Source organism: Pseudomonas sp. MF4836 (assembly GCF_002018875.1).
Lineage (GTDB): Bacteria > Pseudomonadota > Gammaproteobacteria > Pseudomonadales > Pseudomonadaceae > Aquipseudomonas.
The window spans coordinates 1-16,348 of sequence record NZ_MVOL01000006.1 but is presented as its reverse complement, the minus strand read 5'-3'; the positions used below and the strand labels follow the sequence as shown (position 1 = coordinate 16,348).

General features: G+C 61.2%; 14 protein-coding genes and 1 pseudogene. 12 read left to right on the top strand and 3 right to left on the bottom strand.

Features of this window, described 5'->3' with window-relative positions:
- The first annotated feature begins 92 nt into the window (after positions 1-92).
- Positions 93-1,547, top strand: coding sequence for a TrkH family potassium uptake protein (locus MF4836_RS15125; RefSeq protein WP_020299339.1), 1,455 nt, complete (start codon positions 93-95; stop codon positions 1,545-1,547).
- On the opposite strand, the gene MF4836_RS15120 is transcribed toward MF4836_RS15125, so the two are convergent.
- Positions 1,504-2,565 carry an AraC family transcriptional regulator gene (locus MF4836_RS15120; RefSeq protein WP_078470955.1) on the bottom strand — a complete coding sequence of 354 codons (1,062 nt, stop codon included), beginning with the start codon at positions 2,563-2,565 and terminating at the stop codon, positions 1,504-1,506. The genes MF4836_RS15125 and MF4836_RS15120 overlap by 44 nt on opposite strands.
- Positions 2,566-2,725: 160 nt before the next feature.
- On the opposite strand from MF4836_RS15120, the gene MF4836_RS15115 reads away from it, so the two are divergent.
- The gene (locus tag MF4836_RS15115; protein ID WP_078470954.1) at positions 2,726-3,037 is read left to right on the top strand and encodes a DUF962 domain-containing protein; all 312 of its coding nucleotides are present in this window, start codon (positions 2,726-2,728) and stop codon (positions 3,035-3,037) included.
- Between the two features lie 118 nt (positions 3,038-3,155).
- Positions 3,156-3,746: an HD domain-containing protein gene (locus tag MF4836_RS15110; protein ID WP_078470953.1), complete on the top strand. Its 591-nt coding sequence runs from the start codon at positions 3,156-3,158 to the stop codon at positions 3,744-3,746.
- A 16-nt stretch (positions 3,747-3,762) separates the two neighbouring features.
- Here MF4836_RS15110 and MF4836_RS15105 read toward each other — a convergent pair whose 3' ends face one another.
- Complete coding sequence (locus tag MF4836_RS15105; RefSeq protein WP_078470952.1) at positions 3,763-4,584, bottom strand: UDP-2,3-diacylglucosamine diphosphatase; 822 nt, start codon at positions 4,582-4,584, stop codon at positions 3,763-3,765.
- Positions 4,585-4,717: 133 nt separating this feature from the next.
- Here MF4836_RS15105 and MF4836_RS15100 point away from each other — a divergent pair, with 133 nt between their 5' ends.
- Positions 4,718-5,473 (top strand): AraC family transcriptional regulator, encoded by a 756-nt coding sequence (locus tag MF4836_RS15100; protein WP_078470951.1) that lies wholly within the window; start codon positions 4,718-4,720, stop codon positions 5,471-5,473.
- Positions 5,474-5,587: 114 nt separating this feature from the next.
- Positions 5,588-6,481 (top strand): DMT family transporter, encoded by an 894-nt coding sequence (locus tag MF4836_RS15095; protein ID WP_078470950.1) that lies wholly within the window; start codon positions 5,588-5,590, stop codon positions 6,479-6,481.
- Positions 6,482-6,520: 39 nt separating this feature from the next.
- Here MF4836_RS15095 and MF4836_RS15090 read toward each other — a convergent pair whose 3' ends face one another.
- Complete coding sequence (locus MF4836_RS15090; protein ID WP_078470949.1) at positions 6,521-6,823, bottom strand: SelT/SelW/SelH family protein; 303 nt, start codon at positions 6,821-6,823, stop codon at positions 6,521-6,523.
- Between the two features lie 67 nt (positions 6,824-6,890).
- Between MF4836_RS15090 and MF4836_RS15085 the strand changes: the two genes are divergently transcribed.
- The 7 genes and pseudogenes from MF4836_RS15085 to MF4836_RS35525 all read left to right on the top strand — a co-directional run.
- On the top strand, positions 6,891-9,080 hold the full coding sequence (locus MF4836_RS15085) for a patatin-like phospholipase family protein (protein ID WP_078470948.1): 2,190 nt from the start codon (positions 6,891-6,893) through the stop codon (positions 9,078-9,080).
- Between the two features lie 244 nt (positions 9,081-9,324).
- Positions 9,325-11,358, top strand: a complete 2,034-nt coding sequence (locus MF4836_RS15080) for a type VI secretion system Vgr family protein (RefSeq protein WP_078470947.1) — start codon at positions 9,325-9,327, stop codon at positions 11,356-11,358.
- A 2-nt stretch (positions 11,359-11,360) separates the two neighbouring features.
- Positions 11,361-11,939, top strand: coding sequence for a DUF4123 domain-containing protein (locus tag MF4836_RS15075; RefSeq protein WP_078470946.1), 579 nt, complete (start codon positions 11,361-11,363; stop codon positions 11,937-11,939).
- Entirely contained in the window at positions 11,939-12,781 is an 843-nt protein-coding gene (locus MF4836_RS15070) for a hypothetical protein (RefSeq protein ID WP_078470945.1), read from the top strand. Before MF4836_RS15075 ends, MF4836_RS15070 begins: the two co-directional genes overlap by 1 nt.
- Positions 12,774-14,690, top strand: coding sequence for a hypothetical protein (locus MF4836_RS35810; protein WP_238596151.1), 1,917 nt, complete (start codon positions 12,774-12,776; stop codon positions 14,688-14,690). Before MF4836_RS15070 ends, MF4836_RS35810 begins: the two co-directional genes overlap by 8 nt.
- Position 14,691: 1 nt before the next feature.
- The gene (locus tag MF4836_RS35530) at positions 14,692-15,618 is read left to right on the top strand and encodes a hypothetical protein (protein WP_178102951.1); all 927 of its coding nucleotides are present in this window, start codon (positions 14,692-14,694) and stop codon (positions 15,616-15,618) included.
- A gap of 2 nt (positions 15,619-15,620) precedes the next feature.
- Positions 15,621-16,348: pseudogene (locus MF4836_RS35525) on the top strand (hypothetical protein); the annotation flags it as partial.

The window sequence follows — 16,348 nt, the reverse complement described above, 5'->3', positions numbered from 1 at the left end:
CCCCACGGGCAAACGCCGAGGAGGCCCCGGTTTACATGCCCTGCCCCGCAGGTAGAATGGGCGCCCTTCAGTTATCAGCCCGAGCGGACTTCATGGCGTTGCCGACCTTACGGATCATTGGTTTCATCATCGGCATCTTCCTGATCACCCTGGCCATCGCCATGGTCATCCCGATGGCAACCCTGGTGATTTTCGAGCGCACGGGCGATCTGCCGTCGTTCCTCTGGGCCAGCATGATCACCTTTATCGCCGGCCTGGCGCTGGTGATCCCCGGGCGCCCGGAGCATGTGCACCTGCGTCCGCGCGACATGTACCTGCTGACCGTATCGAGCTGGCTGGTGGTGTGCATCTTCGCCGCCCTGCCGTTTCTGCTGACCCAGCACATCAGCTATACCGATTCGTTTTTTGAAAGCATGTCCGGCATCACTGCCACCGGTTCCACGGTGCTCAGCGGCCTGGACACCATGTCCCCGGGCATCCTGATGTGGCGCTCGCTGCTGCACTGGCTCGGCGGCATCGGCTTTATCGGCATGGCGGTGGCGATCCTGCCGCTGCTGCGCATCGGGGGCATGCGCCTGTTCCAGACCGAGTCTTCGGACCGCTCGGAGAAAGTCATGCCCCGCTCGCACATGGTGGCGCGGCTGATTGTGGCGGCTTATGTCGGTATCACTATCCTCGGCAGCCTGGCCTTCTGGTGGGCAGGGATGACCCCGTTCGACGCCATCAACCACGCGATGTCGGCTATTTCCACCGGTGGTTTCTCCACATCCGACGAATCCCTGGCCCACTGGAAACAACCGGCGGTGCATTGGGTGGCGGTGGTGGTGATGATTCTGGGCAGCCTGCCGTTCACCCTGTATGTCGCCACTTTGCGTGGCAACCGCCGGGCGCTGCTCAAGGACCAGCAAGTGCAAGGCCTGCTCGGCCTGCTGCTGGTCACCTGGCTGGTACTCGGCACCTGGTACTGGTGGACCACCAACCTGCACTGGCTGGATGCCCTGCGCCACGTGGCGTTGAACGTGACCTCGGTGGTCACCACTACCGGTTTTGCCCTGGGCGACTACAGCCTGTGGGGCAACTTCTCGCTGATGCTGTTCTTTTACCTGGGGTTTGTCGGCGGCTGCTCCGGCTCAACGGCAGGCGGGATCAAGATCTTCCGCTTCCAGGTGGCCTATATCCTGCTCAAGGCCAACCTTAACCAGCTGATTCACCCGCGCGCGGTGATCAAGCAGAAATACAACGGCCATCGCCTCGACGAGGAGATCGTGCGTTCGATCCTGACCTTCTCGTTTTTCTTCGCCATCACCATCTGCATGATCGCCCTGGCCCTGTCCCTGCTCGGGGTGGACTGGATGACGGCCCTGACCGGCGCCGCCAGTACGGTGTCCGGCGTCGGCCCGGGGCTGGGCGAGACCATCGGCCCGGCCGGCAACTTCTCGACCCTGCCGGACGCGGCGAAGTGGATCCTGTCCCTGGGCATGCTGCTCGGGCGCCTGGAAATCATTACGGTGTTCGTGCTGTGTATTCCGGCGTTCTGGCGTCACTGACCAGGGCTGAATCCTGCAACAGCCGCGCCCGATATTCGCCGGGCGTGGCATCGAACCAGCGGCGGAACGCGCGGAAGAAGTTGCTCGGATCGGCAAACCCCAGCAAATAGGCGATCTCCAGCAAAGTCATGCTTGGCTGGGCCAGGTACTGCTCGGCCAACTCACGGCGGGTGTCATCGAGCAGGGTCTGGAAGCTGGTGCCCTCTTCCTGCAGCCGCCGTTGCAGGGTGCGCTGGGACAGGTGCAGGGTCTGGGCCACCATCTCGCGCTTCGGTTCGCCCTGGGGCAGCAGTCGGCACAACACCTGGCGCGCCTTGTGGGTTACCCGGCTTTCGGAAAACCGCGCCAGGTATTCGCCGGCAAAGCGATCGTGCAACAGGGCCATGGCCTCATTGGCCGTCGGCAGCGGCGCTTCCATGTCGCCCCGCTCGAATATCAGCGCATCGTAGGGCGCGTTGAACACCAGCGGTGCATGAAAAGCGTGTTTATAGGGCTCCAGGTCCGCAGGCGGAGCGCCCTGGACCAACACCTTGCGCGGCTGCAAGGTGCGTCCGGTCAGCCAGCCGCACAGGGCCAGGGCGCAGGCCAGGGAGGCTTCGGCACTTTGCCGGGTCGGCGGCAGATGATCGCCATGCACGGTCAGAATCAGTGCATAGCCTTCAGGTAAAAGTCGAAAACTCAAATCAGCGCTTTCGGCAATGATGCGTTGATAGCGCACCAATCGCTCGAAACCCTCGGCCAGGGTGCGACTGGACATCAAGGCATAACCGGCCACATGAAACGACGCCGGGCGCACCACCTTGCCCATGTTCAGGCCGATCGCCGGGTTGCCCGACAGCTCGACCGCGCGCTGCCACAGGCGGGTCATCGAGTCCTGGGGGAAACGTGCATCAGGGTCGTCCAGCGATCCATAGTCGAGGCCCAGCTGCTTGAACAATGCACGGCAGTCGAGGCCGTCCATCTCCAGCGCTTTGACAATTCCCATCGCCCAGCTTGCAGAAGTCGTTCGTTCGCTCATGGCGTTTTCTTACATGGTGAGCCGCATGCTACGGCCAGATTTGCAAGGATACTAAAGTGGCGCCCATTGTCACTGGCTACATCCATTGATGACTCTAGACTCAAATAAACTCCCCGCGGCACATCCCATTATCAGAACAACTACCAGCGAGGCCGTAGGCGTGGAAAACATCAAGCGATTCAACAGCTTTGCCGAATTCTATCCGTACTACCTGAGCGAACACGGCAACAGTACCTGCCGTCGCCTGCATTTTATCGGCACCAGCCTGGTGATCTTCATCCTGGCCCTGGCCATTGGCAAAGGTGCCTGGCTGCTGCTTCTGGCGCTGCCGGTGGCGGGCTACAGCTTTGCCTGGATCGGGCACTTCTTCTTCGAAAACAACCGTCCCGCCACCTTCCAGCACCCCTTCTACAGTCTGCTGGGGGATTTCGTCATGTACCGCGACATGATCCTCGGCAAGGTGCCCTTCTAGTCCAGACACTCCTGCGGGCCACGCGGCTCGCCTGGTCAGCAAGCCGTCTCCCACAGCCACTGCGCGGGCAATCACAGGGCATAGACTCGAACCATCATCCACAACAAGAAGATGGCCCATGAGCGATCACGCCCGTTTTACCCATATGCAGGATGGAACCGAGCAGGACTGGGCGATCATCGCCGCCGACTTCAGCGCCTATGCCCGGCAGCTGGCATCGCGCATCGTCACCCACCTGCGGCTGCTCGAAGGCGACTTCGGCGGCTTCCCGGTGGATCGCCTGAGCCACTCCCTGCAGACCGCCAGCCGCGCCTGGCGCGATGGCCAGGATGAGGAGTACGTGGTCTGCGCTCTGCTCCACGATATCGGCGACACCCTGGGCAGCTACAACCACCCGGATATCGCCGCCGCCATCCTCAAGCCCTTCGTCAGCCCGGAAAACCTGTGGATGGTGCAGCAGCACGGGATTTTCCAGGGCTACTACTTCTTCCATCACCTGGGCATGGACCGGCACCTGCGGGAACAATTCAAGGACCACCCGCAGTACCAGCGCACCGCCGAGTTCTGCGCCAAGTACGATGCCGCGGCCTTCGACCCGGACTACGACAGCCTGCCCCTGAGCTTCTTCGAACCCATGCTCGAGCGCCTGTTCGCCCAGCCGAAAAACTCGATCTACAAGGCCGCCATGCAAGAACACCACGCGGCCTGAACCGCGCCAGCGGAGCTCATGCCGGCTCCGCCACCTTCTGCCGTTCGGCCTTGAGCTGGGCTTCGCGCGCCTGGGCATCGGCCAGGCGATACAGCTCGATGGTGCCGTCCCAATGCTCGATCAGCGCCGTGCATGACTCCACCCAATCGCCGCAGTTGAGGTAGTCCACCTCGCCGACCTTGCGGATCTCGGCATGGTGAATGTGCCCGCAGACCACGCCCTGCAAGCCGCGCTTGACGCATTCATGGGCGATGGCTTGTTCAAAGTCGCTGATAAAGCTGACCGCGGTCTTCACCTTGTGCTTGAGGTAGGCCGACAGCGACCAGTAGCCGTAGCCGTAACGGGCGCGCCAGTGGTTGAGCCAGCGGTTGAGGGTCAGGGTAAATTCGTAGGCCGAGTCGCCGAGAAAGGCCAGCCAGCGGTGGTAGCGGGTGATCACATCGAACTGGTCACCGTGGATCACCAGCAGGCGCCGACCATCGGCGGTGGTGTGCAGCGCCTCGTCCACCAGTTGGATATTGCCCAGGATCAGCTTGGAGTAGCGGCGCAGGAATTCATCGTGGTTGCCGGTGACGTAGATCACCTCGGTCCCGCGTTTGCTCATGGTCAGCAGCCGGCGGATCACATTGGTGTGGGCCTGGGGCCAATACATGCCGCCGCGCATTTTCCAGCCGTCGATGATGTCGCCCACCAGGTAGATGCGGTCGGCCTGATAGCCCTTGAGAAACTGCGACAGATGCTCGGCCTGGCAATCCCGGGTGCCCAGGTGCACATCGGAGATCCATAAAGTTCGTACCCGCTGCTTACGACTGGGTTTGACGAGTTCGGCGCTGGTCATGGGCACTCTCCTGCTGTTTTTGCGAGCTTGCTCCGTGGCGATTAATAGCCCATGACACAAATACGACCGTCCGATGACAGCCCGCGCGCAACGGCCCCCGGTGTAGACTGCCGCCTCTGCCAAGGAGACCGGGATGCGACCGATCCTCACCCTGCGCCACTACAGCCACGACCTGATCGTCCACAGCCATGACCATGCCCAACTGGTGTTCGGCCTGTCGGGCCGGCTCGACTTCGAAGTCGACGGCCAGGGCAGCCAGGTCGGCCAGCAGAGTTTTGTGGTGGTGCCGGCCGGCGCCCACCATGCCTGCGGTAGCCCCGACGGCAGCCACTGCCTGGTGCTCGACGTGCCAAGCGAGCACTGGGTCATGCAATCGCTGGGGGAACACGCCGAGGCCAGCCGGCGCTTGCTCGACACCCCAGGGCGCCTGCTGCTGGCCCCGGCCCAGAGCCAACTGGTCGACTGGCTGGCCGCCAGCCCGGTGGCCGATCCGCTGATTGCCCAGCAAGGGGCAGTGCTGTTGCTGGCCAGCCTCAACAGCGCGCTGCCGGTCGGTGGCGGTCGGCGCCTGCCCTATGCCGCCTTGAATGCCCACATCGACCAGCACGCCGCCCACCCGCTGCAAGTCGCCGATCTGGCACGGCTCGCCGGCCTGTCCAGCGCACGCCTGCATGCGCGATTCGTTGCCGAATGCGGGCAGACGCCGATGGACTACATCCGCAGCCGCCGCCTGCACATGGCGGTCAACCTGTTGCGCGACTCGCCCCTGGCCATCGGTGAAATCGCCCAGCGGGTGGGCTACAGCTCCCAGAGCGCGTTTGCCGCCGCCATCCTGCGCGAATACGGCACCAGCCCCGGCAAGCTGCGACGCGCCACGGAGCCGCGCTAGTTCCTCGACAAAAGACGCGAGCCCCGCGACAGACAGCGCATCGGCCACGCCCGTAAACTGCTGCCCTGCCGCAGCGCCCGCCAGAGGGCCCGGCTCTATTGTTTAAGGATTGAAATGACTCCGCGTACCGCCCTCGGTGCCCTGCATATCGGCGCCCTGATGTTCGGCCTGACCGGGGTGTTCGGCAAACTGGCCGCCGCCTCGCCGGCGATTATCGTGTTTGGCCGCGCCGCCTTCGCCGTCCTGGCCCTGGCCTGTTTTGCACGCCTGGCCAGCAACACCCGCTGGCAGCCATTGACCCGCGGCGACTGCTCGCGCCTGCTGCTCAGCGGCCTGCTGCTGGCCGGGCACTGGGTGAGTTTCTTCATCGCGGTAAAGGTGGCCGGGGTGGCCATCGCGACCCTGGGTTTCGCCAGCTTTCCGGCGTTCACCGTGATCCTCGAAGGCCTGATCTTTCGCGAGCGCATCCGCCTCAACGAGATGGTGCTGGTGCTGCTGGTGAGCATCGGCCTGGTGCTGGTCACGCCGGACTTCGACCTGGCCAGCGAGGCCACCACCGGCCTGCTGTGGGCTGTGGCCTCGGGGCTGTTGTTCGCCCTGCTGTCGTTGAACAATCGGGTCAGTTCCGGGCGTATTCCGGCGGTCCAGGCCGCCCTGTGCCAGAACCTGGTGGTCGCCGCCTGCCTGCTGCCGATGGCGGCGCCGGGGCTGGGCGAGGTGCGGGCGCTGGACTGGCTGTGGCTGGCCCTGCTCGGGGTGTTCTGCACCGGCCTGGCCCACAGCCTGTTCGTTGCCAGCCTGGCGGTGATCAAAGCTCGCACGGCGGCGGTGGTGTTCGCCCTGGAGCCGGTCTACGGGATCAGCGTGGCCTGGTTGTTGTTCGGCGAAACCCCGACCCTGCGCATGTTGCTCGGCGGGGCCTTGATCATTGTCGCCATCGTGGTCTCCAGCCAACTGGGCGCTGCTTCAACTCGCAAGGCTAGTAACGAGCATGCCCCCTCTCACTGACGCCCCATGCTCGACGCGCCGCTGTTTTTGGTACAGGAACTAGACCGTAGGCGGGTTCTGAGTGCGGTCGTTATGGCCCAGGTCGCGCTGCGGGTCGATCTGGTCCCGCAGCCGCTGCTTGAGCACCTTGGCCTCGGGGAAGCCGCCATCGGCCTTGCGCTCCCAGATCTGCACGCCATCGCAGGTGATGCGAAAGGCGCCGCCGGTGGCCGGTTCCAGGGCCACGCGCCCCAGGTCGTCGCTGAACGTGCTCAGCAGTTCCTGGGCCAGCCAGGCGGCGCGCAACAGCCACTGGCATTGGGTGCAATAGGTGATGACCACTTCGGGTTTACGTTCAGTCATGGTTCGGCGGACTCCTGGGTTTCGGCCGCTATAATAGCCGCCTTTTTCCGCCGCCCCGAGAGCCGTGATGCGCCGCCTGTTGTCCTGCCTGTTGCTGTGCCTGTTGCCATTGATGGCCCAGGCCGCAGAAATCCCCCGTCCCACCATCGGCCTGGTGCTGTCGGGGGGCGCCGCCCGGGGCCTGGCCCATATCGGCGTGCTCAAGGCATTGGAGGAGCAAGGCATCCGCATCGACGCGATTGCCGGCACCAGCATGGGGGCGGTGATCGGTGGGCTGTACGCCTCGGGCTACAAGATCGACGAGCTGGAAAAACTCGCCCTGGGCATCGACTGGCAGCAAGCCCTGTCCGATGCCCCGCCGCGCGAGGACGTGCCCTTTCGCCGCAAGCAGGATGACCGCGACTTCCTGGTCAAGCAGAAGCTCAGTTTCCGTGACGACGGCAGCCTCGGCCTGCCCCTGGGGGTGATTCAGGGCCAGAACCTGGCCTTGCTGCTGGAGAGCAAGTTCGCCCACGTCAGCGACACCCGCGACTTCGACAAACTGCCGATTCCGTTTCGCGCGGTGGCCACCGATATCGCCAGTGGCGAGAAAGTGGTGTTCAGCAAAGGCCACCTGCCCCAGGTGATTCGCGCCAGCATGTCGATCCCGGCGGTGTTCGCTCCGGTGGAGATCGACGGCCGCCTGCTGGTAGACGGCGGCATGACCGACAACATCCCGCTGGACGTGGCCCGGGACATGGGGGTCGACATCGCCATCGTGGTCGACATCGGCTCGCCGCTGCGCTCGCGCAAGCAATTGACCACCGTGGTCGACGTGCTGACCCAGTCGATCACCCTGATGACCCGGCGCAACTCCGAAGAACAGCTGGCCGCCCTGCACCCGGACGACATCCTGATCCAGCCGCCCCTGTCGAGCTATGGCGTGACCGATTTCGGCCGCGCCCAGGACATGATCGATGCCGGCTACCGCGCCACCCGCATCCTCGATGCGCGCCTGGCCCGCCTGCGCCCGACCACGACCGTGGATGCCGAACTGACCGCGGCCCGGGCGCCGAGCCAGCGCACACCGATCATCAGCGCGATCAAGGTCGAGAACGACTCCAAGGTCAGCGATGACGTGATCCGCTATTACATTCGCCAGCACATTGGCGAGCCCCTGGACCTGGGCCGCCTGCAAACCGACATGGGCACCCTGTACGGCCTGGACTACTTCGAGCAGGTGCATTACCGGGTGGTGCACAAGGACGCGGACAACACCCTGGTGATCACTGCTCGCGGCAAACGCAACGGCACCGATTACCTGCGCCTGGGGCTGAACCTGTCCGATGACCTGCGCGGCGACAGCGCCTTCAATATCGGCGCCAGCTACCGGGTCAACGGCATCAACAGCCTCGGGGCGGAGTGGCTGACGCGCTTGCAGTTCGGCGATCAACAAGAGCTGTACAGCGAGTTCTACCAACCGCTGGACGTGGGTTCGCGCTACTTCGTCGCCCCGTACATCGCCGCCGAATCACAGAACATCGAGTCGGTGCTGGACAACGACCCGATCGCCGAATACCGCCTGGAACGCTACGGCTTCGGCCTCAACCTGGGGCGGCAGATCGGCAACAGCGGCGAGATCCGCTTCGGTGTCGGCGAGGCCTGGGGCAAGGCCAAGGTGCGCATCGGCGAGCAGGACCTGCCCAGCGAAAACTTCAGCGAGGGCTACTACCAGCTCAAGTACTCTTTCGACTCCCTGGACAACGTCTACTTCCCCCACAGCGGCGAAGACATCGGCCTCTCGCTGCGCCAGTTCGAACCCAACCTGGGCTCGGACAAACGCTACCGGCAATGGGAATTCAAACTGGACAAGGCACTCAGCAGCGGCCCCAACACCTTCATCCTCGGCGGCCGCTATGGCCGGACCCTGGACCGGGCCGACGTGGTGTCGTCGAGCTTTGTGCTGGGCGGCGCGCGCCAGCTTTCAGGCTTTCGCCAGGACGCCCTTTCCGGACAGAACATCAGCCTAGCGCGGGCCGTCTATTACCGCCGCCTGACGCCTCGGGCCTACCTGCCGCTGGACTTTCCGCTGTACATCGGGGGCTCCCTGGAACGAGGCCGGGCCTGGAACAATGACAATCAATTCGACAGCGGCTACATCAATGCGGCGAGTATTTTCCTCGGCTTCGATACCCCCCTGGGGCCTTTGAATTTCAGCTACGGCGTCAACGACGACGAGCAGAAGGCGCTGTACCTGAACCTGGGGCAGACGTTCTAGTCCCTCAGGCGCGTAGATACTATGGCGAGGGAGATTGAGTGTTTGTCGGAGCGTCGGACCCGATTGCTCCAAGTCATAGGGCGCAAATAAACAACGCACGTAGCCTTCTATCAAGAACAAGAATGTTCCCACGCATTAATCAGACAACCCTTATATACCAGCCTTGGAGGCCTCTTATAACTTGGCGCGTTCAACTTGATGCCAAGGACAGACCTATACGGCCTGTCACAACTGGAAACTCGCCATGCCCATCCAGTCCGACCTGCGCTTTACCTTCAGCGCAGGCAAGGAGTCTTTCGACGTAGTCGAGTTCACCTTGCACGAAGCGCTGTCCGAGACCTTCCTCCTTGCGGTTGAACTGACCAGCGACAACCCGGCCATCGACTTTGGGCAGGTGCTTGATCGCTCGGCGCTGCTGACTCTTTGGCACGGCGAGCGTCCCGTACGCTACGTGCATGGGGCTGTCTCTTCCTTCGTCCAGCACGACAGCGGCTTCAGGCGTACGCGCTATTCGGCAGTGATCGAACCTCGCCTTGCGCGACTAAAACTCAGCTCCGACTGGCGCATCTTCCAAACCCTTACTGTCCCGCAAATTACCGAAGCGGTGCTCAAGGCCCACGGTCTGACTCAAGACTACGAACAACGCCTCACCACCGAACACCAAGCCCGAGAATACTGCGTACAAGCCGGTGACACTGATTACCACTTTGTAGAACGCATCATGCGCGAGGAAGGTTTCTTTTATTCCTTCCGCCACAGCGCCGAAGGCCATCAACTGGTCCACAGCGATCGCCTGTTTATCCACGGTCGGGTGGGCGATGAACCGGTGCAATACAACCCCACGCCCGGCGGCGACCAGCCGCAACCCGCGTTACGCCGTTTTGCCTACAGCGAAAACGTGCGTACCGCACGCCAGACCCAGCGCGACTACACCTTTCACCACCCCAACTACAGCCACCAGCACAGCCGCGATGGCGTCGAACTCGACCACCAGGGCCGCGAATACGAACGCTACGATTACCCGGCCCGCGCCAAGTTCGACGAGGCCGGAAAACCCTTCGCCGAGAACCGCCTGCGCGGCCATCGGCGCGATGCGCGCATTGCCCTGGTCGAGGGCGATGATCCGCGCTTGCAGCCCGGTATTTCTTTCATCCTGGCCGGCCACCCACGCGATGACATGAACCGTGGCTGGCGTCCGGTGAGCATTGTTCACCACGGCAAACAGCACACCAGCCAGGGCGAAGAAAGCGCCGAGGCGCAACTCGGCACTCACTACAGCTACCAAGCCGAACTGGTGCCGGACGACGCCGAATGGCGCGCCGAACCGCTGCCCAAACCTCGTATTGACGGCCCGCAAAATGCCACGGTGGTCGGCCCCAAAAATGAGGAGATATTTACCGACGAATACGCCCGGGTGAAGGTGCAATTTGCCTGGGACCGCGAAGGAAAACAGGACGAATACAGCTCCTGCTGGATCCGTGTTTCGCAAAATATCTCGGGCGCCACCTGGGGCCATATGGCGATCCCGCGTATCGGTCAGGAGGTTATTGTCGACCATTTTGACGGGGATCCGGATCAACCGGTTATCACCGGCCGAACCTTTAACCGCCTGCAACTGCCGCCCTACGAACTGCCCCGGCACAAGACCCGGATGACCCTCAAGAGCAAAACCCACAAGGGCGAAGGCTTCAACGAACTGCGCTTCGAGGATGAACAGGACCAGGAAGAAATCTACGTCCATGCACAGAAAGACCAGAACATCCACGTCAATCACGACGAGAGCCGCGCGATAGGTAATGACCAAACCAACGGGATCGGTCGTGACCGCAACACCAACATTGGCCAGGACGATACGCATAGCGTTGGCCGCGACCGCAAGGAGCATATCCGCCAGGATGTTTTCAGCACCATCGACCGCAACGAAATCCGCAAAGTCGGCAACTCTCAACGAGAGGACATTGCGTCCAGCCGCCAGGTCAAAATCGGCGAAAACGAGACCATTGTCATTGAAGGCATTCAATCGATCGAGGCTAAAACTTCCCTGCGGACGCTGACCCGTGACCATGTATTGCAGGGCACTGACCGCATACTGATCCGTGGCCCGGCCGGAACGATCATCCTTGATAGCAACGGCATCAGCCTGGATGCCCCCAATATCCTGCTCAAAGGCAATGTAAAAATACTGTCGCCCGGCTCCAATCAGGTCAAGGCGATAGAAGCGGCCATCCGCGAAGGCTCGCCGTTGATTGAAGAGTGCCCGCTGGATAAGGGGAATTGACCATGAGCCTGCAGAGTTGGCTTGCAGACCGGGGCATCGCTCCAGCCGTTCCTGAAATGAACGTCTTTTTCCTGGCACAAATGTCGGCTCACACTGAACTGCGTGCTCGCCTGGAGTTTCACGACCAACCTTATCGTTTGCTGTGGAAACTGGAGCCCCAAAGCACGCTGGAGCAACATGCACCCTGCCTGTTTCAGAGCGATGCCGACTCTGCCTTCGACCATTGGCTGGGCAGTACGATTGACGCATTCCCCCTGAGCATTCTGCTCAGCCGCGAGGGGATCGATGGTATCAGTGCGCGTCTGCGTCGGTTCACCAAGTTCGAGGACAGTGCCGGCCGCTACTTTCTGCGATTGGGCGATCCTGCGGCCCTGCGCCTCTATCTCGACTCCATCGCCCATACGCCCGAAACCGTGGCGAAACTGTTCGGCCACAAGGGTGTAGAGGCGCTCTATCTCCATGCACCAAATGTTGCGCTGTCTCAGCGGGTGGAGCCGCTCTTCGAGCACGGTTGGGACCACCCCGGCCGTGAAGGTTATCTCCTTTGGAGAGACGCACCCGCTTTGTCGGAGCGCACGTAATGGCCCTGCTCACCATCGATCGAAAGCAACTCGAGCGGGCAGCAACGCTCGAGACCGACCGCCAACTGATTCGGTACATCCGTGACACGCTGGGCCCCGTCCTCCCTCGCTTACCCGCGCAACCCGAGCTTATCGGCCCCTTCGTCCAAAAGGCGGGCCGGGAAGCTATTGAGAGTGGGTATGGCGACGGTGGCCAGTACAGCTTCCATATCCTCACGAGCTTGCTGTTGGGCTCGTCTTGGGAGCATCACTCGTTCTACACCGGACGGTTCGAGAAGTATCTGGATACCCCGGGCATGGAACAGAGCGCACGCATCACGTTAGCGCTGGGTGCTGTTATTGATGCGCGGCAGGCGCTAGAGGCTGTTTTGCCCAGGCTGATCGACGCCGCCGTTGAGTCGCTGGGCATTTATCCCGAGCGGTTCAAGCCTGAGGACATCTGGAATACCTTCCAGCACATGGCGCACGCACGCGGTTTTCAGCCTCGCCAAGTGCTCCCGTTGTTTGAGCATTTTGAAGCCGGCTTCCGCAAAGGAAATGGGTTGCCCCCGATACGGCGCGAAAAGCTCGCGGGACACGTAGAGGTCGGGTACATAGCGCAAGGCATACCGCTGCCCAAGCCCAGTGACGCTATCCGTGACCTCAATTCGCTCCAACTGATGAACTTCAACGGCAGCCTCCTGTTGGCGCTGATCTATGGTCCGGCATTTACCTACAACCTGTTTTTCAACGGGCTCCTGCAGACCCTCGACAGCACCAACCAGCCCGACGTCTATCAACACGAATTGAAAGAGTTCCTGCTCTCCCACCGTAGAGCGTTATCGGAGAACACTGATGAGTGAGGGTGCGGTAGCCGCAAGCTACAACAAGCTGGCACAGGACGCGGCGGATGGAACCTTGCCTCAGCCGCAGAAAATCTGCGTGGAGTGCACGGTGCCAGGTCCTATATTTTCCCTCAATCCGGATGGCGGCCCACGCAACGCCGACCTGCTTCTGGGAGTCCCCTCACAGGGAACCGCCGCGACGTACCGGTGGTTTATGGACAACCCCTGGATCCGCGACAAGGAGCGCAACTTCCGTGACACCTTCTTGCTGCAAGTCCTGGAGCGTTTTGGGGCTAAGTATGGTGAGGCCTGGCTGGCGGAACTCTCGGCATTCATTTCGGTACAGGACTGCGAAATTATCTGCCTGGATGATGAGATCGCAGACGACACACTCTCTCCAGGCGTGCTCGCCAACTTCGGCAAGCGCACCGATGACGGCATGGGGTTTAGGATACAGCGCAACTTCGTGTTCGCCGGCGGGAAACTCTACTACCTGACATTCACCGCCATTACCTGGAAGGAAATTCCCCGAACCGAGTACGTGCATGAAGACGGCCTGAACGGGATAAGCATGCCGTTCACCTGGAACACTCCCAAGGGCTTGTACTCCATTGACCATGCGGTCCAACAGTTGGCCGCGGAGTTTGAGCGCGCCAAAGCGAATGTCCGAATCTGGGAGGCCATCAAGGGTTTTTTCGAAGTCGCCACGGCACTGCTGGCGTTCGTACCCGTAGCAGGTGGAGTCGCTCTGGGCGCGCGTGGAGCGGTCGCCAGCGTGCGCTACATCTTCGTTGCGGTTGACCGCGCGCTGGCACTGGATGCCCTGGTAGATGGCTCCAGCCGCATGATTACCGGCGAAGGGTTGAACATCGGCGAGAAGTTTTTCGAATCGCTCGCCGCCCTGGCTAATCCCACGACCGCCGAGGATCGCGGGAAGCAGGTCTTTATGAGCATCAACCTGGCGATGCTCACACCGTCGATTTTCGGCACCGCCCGCTGGGTGATGCGCCAGATAGGCGGCAAGGCCGTGAAGCTGGACACCAAGCTGCTCACCGAAGCCGAACTCAAGCGATTGACCCAGCATAAGAATGCTCAAATCACGGCGCTCGAAACCGTTGTGCAAACCCGTGAGCGCGTACAGGGCGGAACACGGGTACAGGTACGAGAGCGTCATTCCCTCGACACCAACAAGAGTCAGGTGATTGTTCAGGCTGATGCCGGTCGAGCCGATTTCGCCGTCACCACCAACAGCCTTAGGGAGCGGCTGGTTCTGCAGTTGCATCTGCTGGCAAGCGCTCGAAAGGCGAGGAACCTGCGAAACGTACTGGGTGACGTGGGAGAGGAAGTCTTGGCCTATGGGCTGGTCAAACACTGGGGAGTGAAACCCGAGAATATCTTGGGCTACAGCCAGAAAAATGCAGGCATCAGCTACTTCGGCCTGAAAAACAAGAACGGCCATGGACTCGACGTTTTGCTCAAGGTACCCCCGCCGCCCAAAATGAAAATCCGTATTCCCAGCGCCGAAGCACGCCACCATATCGAAGGGCTACGCGACCCGTCCCAATACAAAACGCTGACGTTCAAGGAAGAGACGCTGATAGTGATGGAGGTCAAGGCGACGTTGGGGAAAAGCAAGACGCCTGATTTTTATGCAAATACCCAAGGGAAAGGTGGGGAATACAACACTAGGCGGGTAGAAAGATTGGCTCGAGGTGGCGGGCCGCACTGGAAGCGAGAGAAGGTATTGGAACTCGATCCTTCGGCTATGGAGAAAGTGGCTGCAATCAAGAGGGCACGAGACTCCAGAAGCATTCACTATATCCACGCTCAGGTCTTTCTCGATACTGAAGGAAAGATCAATACTCTGGTTGGCAAGGGGGTTGGTCAAGGGTCGGGTATTCAGCTCAACGATTGGCCTAGGATGTGATATGGAAACCAAAAAAACCAAGTCCAGACTGGATAAAACGTTGCCCAAAGTCGAGGCTTGGGCAAAGGACATGTGGCCACCAAATGGTTGGCTGGAGCAATATATTTCAGGTGAAATCAACAGGCCGGGCCTGGCGGCGGACGATATTTACGCGCTGGGAATGATCCTTTGCGCTCAAAGCCTACCGTACGCCAAGCAGGGACAATTGTCAGAATCCATACAACATATGGCAAATGGCTTCGCGAGAAGAGCCATTGCAGAGGCGATAAGTGTAGAGAGGCTGAAGGGAACAACGGAGGTTGCCGTTGCAGACCTCGATGGCCTTACCAACCTGATGTTCGGAACCATTGCATTGGGTCGCCCAGACATAGCCAAAATTCTGTACCAGACGGTACTTGTCGGCATTGAAGGCGGTTATGGCGTCCACGATGGCCACGATTTGGAAATCGGCACCACGCTGCGCTATGCAGCCTTCGGCCTGAGCATCATCAGCAATTGGCTCGGCCAGCCGCTGGACCTGGACAAGCACGCCCTGCCTCGTGACCCGGCCTGGGGGCCGTTGGTATCACAGTGGCGGGAGCCCGATCCCAACAGGTTCCTGCCGGCGCTACTGACGGCCTGCGATGTCCACGTAGACCGTATCGCGGTCACTTATCGCGAGCACGAAACCATCGCCGAACAGTTCGAGTTCGCCACACCGCTACTGGCCGTTCATCCCACTGAAATCCTGGCTGTGCTTCGTCTGCGCGATCTGCTCGGCTTGCCAAACCCGACACAGATCGACCATCCGCTGATGCAGACACCCTACGCGCAAATCACCTGCACCCCGGAGTTCCTGGCGTCCCAGGGGCAACGCGACGAGTTGCTGGAGAAATTCCTCGACACCGTTCGCCAACGAGACCCTCAGGTCCTGTCTGGAGGGCTATAACGATGGCAAAGCGAGCGCCAAAATCAAGACTGGAAAAGACGTTGCCCAAAGTCGAGGCTTGGGCAAAAGACATGTGGCCCCCGAGAAATTGGTTTGATGAGTACCTGTCAGGGGGAGGCGAAGCAGGTCTTGCCGCTGCGGATCTTTACCGGCACGGAATGATCCAGTGTGCTCAAAGCCTGTCGTACGCCAAGCAGGGGCAATTGTCAGAATCCATACATCATATGGCAAATGGCTTCGCGAGAAGAGCCATTGCAGAGGCGATAAGTGTAGAAAGACTGAAGGGAACAACCCGGTATGCCACCGGAGACCTCGATGGCCTTACCGACCTGATGTTCGGAACCATCGCATTGGGTCGTCCGGACGTTGCCAAGGGCCTGTACCAGGCGGCACTCGGTGGTATCGAAGGCGGCTATGGCGTACGTGATGGCCACGATCTGCCCATTGGCACCACGCTGCGCTATGCAGCCTTCGGCCTGAGCATCATCAGCAATTGGCTCGGCCAGCCGCTGGACCTGGATAAGCACGCCCTGCCTCGTGACCCGGCCTGGGGGCCGTTGGTATCACAGTGGCGAGAGCCTGATCCCAACAGGTTTCTGCCGGCGCTACTGACGGCCTGCGATGTCCACGTAGACCGTATCGCGGTCACTTATCGCGAGCACGAAACCATCGCCGAACAGTTCGAGTTCGCCACACCGCTACTGGCCGTTCATCCCACTGAAATCCTGGC

What these genes read in the sequence shown, in the direction of transcription:
- MF4836_RS15075 (WP_078470946.1), top strand. Translation starts at nt 11,361, where the DNA reads ATGAGCCTGCAGAGTTGGCTTGCAGACCGGGGCATCGCTCCAGCCGTT.
- MF4836_RS15120 (WP_078470955.1), bottom strand. Translation starts at nt 2,565, where the DNA reads ATGAGCGAACGAACGACTTCTGCAAGCTGGGCGATGGGAATTGTCAAA.
- MF4836_RS15110 (WP_078470953.1), top strand. Translation starts at nt 3,156, where the DNA reads ATGAGCGATCACGCCCGTTTTACCCATATGCAGGATGGAACCGAGCAG.
- MF4836_RS15100 (WP_078470951.1), top strand. Translation starts at nt 4,718, where the DNA reads ATGCGACCGATCCTCACCCTGCGCCACTACAGCCACGACCTGATCGTC.
- MF4836_RS15080 (WP_078470947.1), top strand. Translation starts at nt 9,325, where the DNA reads ATGCCCATCCAGTCCGACCTGCGCTTTACCTTCAGCGCAGGCAAGGAG.
- MF4836_RS15070 (WP_078470945.1), top strand. Translation starts at nt 11,939, where the DNA reads ATGGCCCTGCTCACCATCGATCGAAAGCAACTCGAGCGGGCAGCAACG.
- MF4836_RS15095 (WP_078470950.1), top strand. Translation starts at nt 5,588, where the DNA reads ATGACTCCGCGTACCGCCCTCGGTGCCCTGCATATCGGCGCCCTGATG.
- MF4836_RS15090 (WP_078470949.1), bottom strand. Translation starts at nt 6,823, where the DNA reads ATGACTGAACGTAAACCCGAAGTGGTCATCACCTATTGCACCCAATGC.
- MF4836_RS15105 (WP_078470952.1), bottom strand. Translation starts at nt 4,584, where the DNA reads ATGACCAGCGCCGAACTCGTCAAACCCAGTCGTAAGCAGCGGGTACGA.
- MF4836_RS35810 (WP_238596151.1), top strand. Translation starts at nt 12,774, where the DNA reads ATGAGTGAGGGTGCGGTAGCCGCAAGCTACAACAAGCTGGCACAGGAC.
- MF4836_RS15085 (WP_078470948.1), top strand. Translation starts at nt 6,891, where the DNA reads ATGCGCCGCCTGTTGTCCTGCCTGTTGCTGTGCCTGTTGCCATTGATG.
- MF4836_RS35530 (WP_178102951.1), top strand. Translation starts at nt 14,692, where the DNA reads ATGGAAACCAAAAAAACCAAGTCCAGACTGGATAAAACGTTGCCCAAA.
- MF4836_RS15125 (WP_020299339.1), top strand. Translation starts at nt 93, where the DNA reads ATGGCGTTGCCGACCTTACGGATCATTGGTTTCATCATCGGCATCTTC.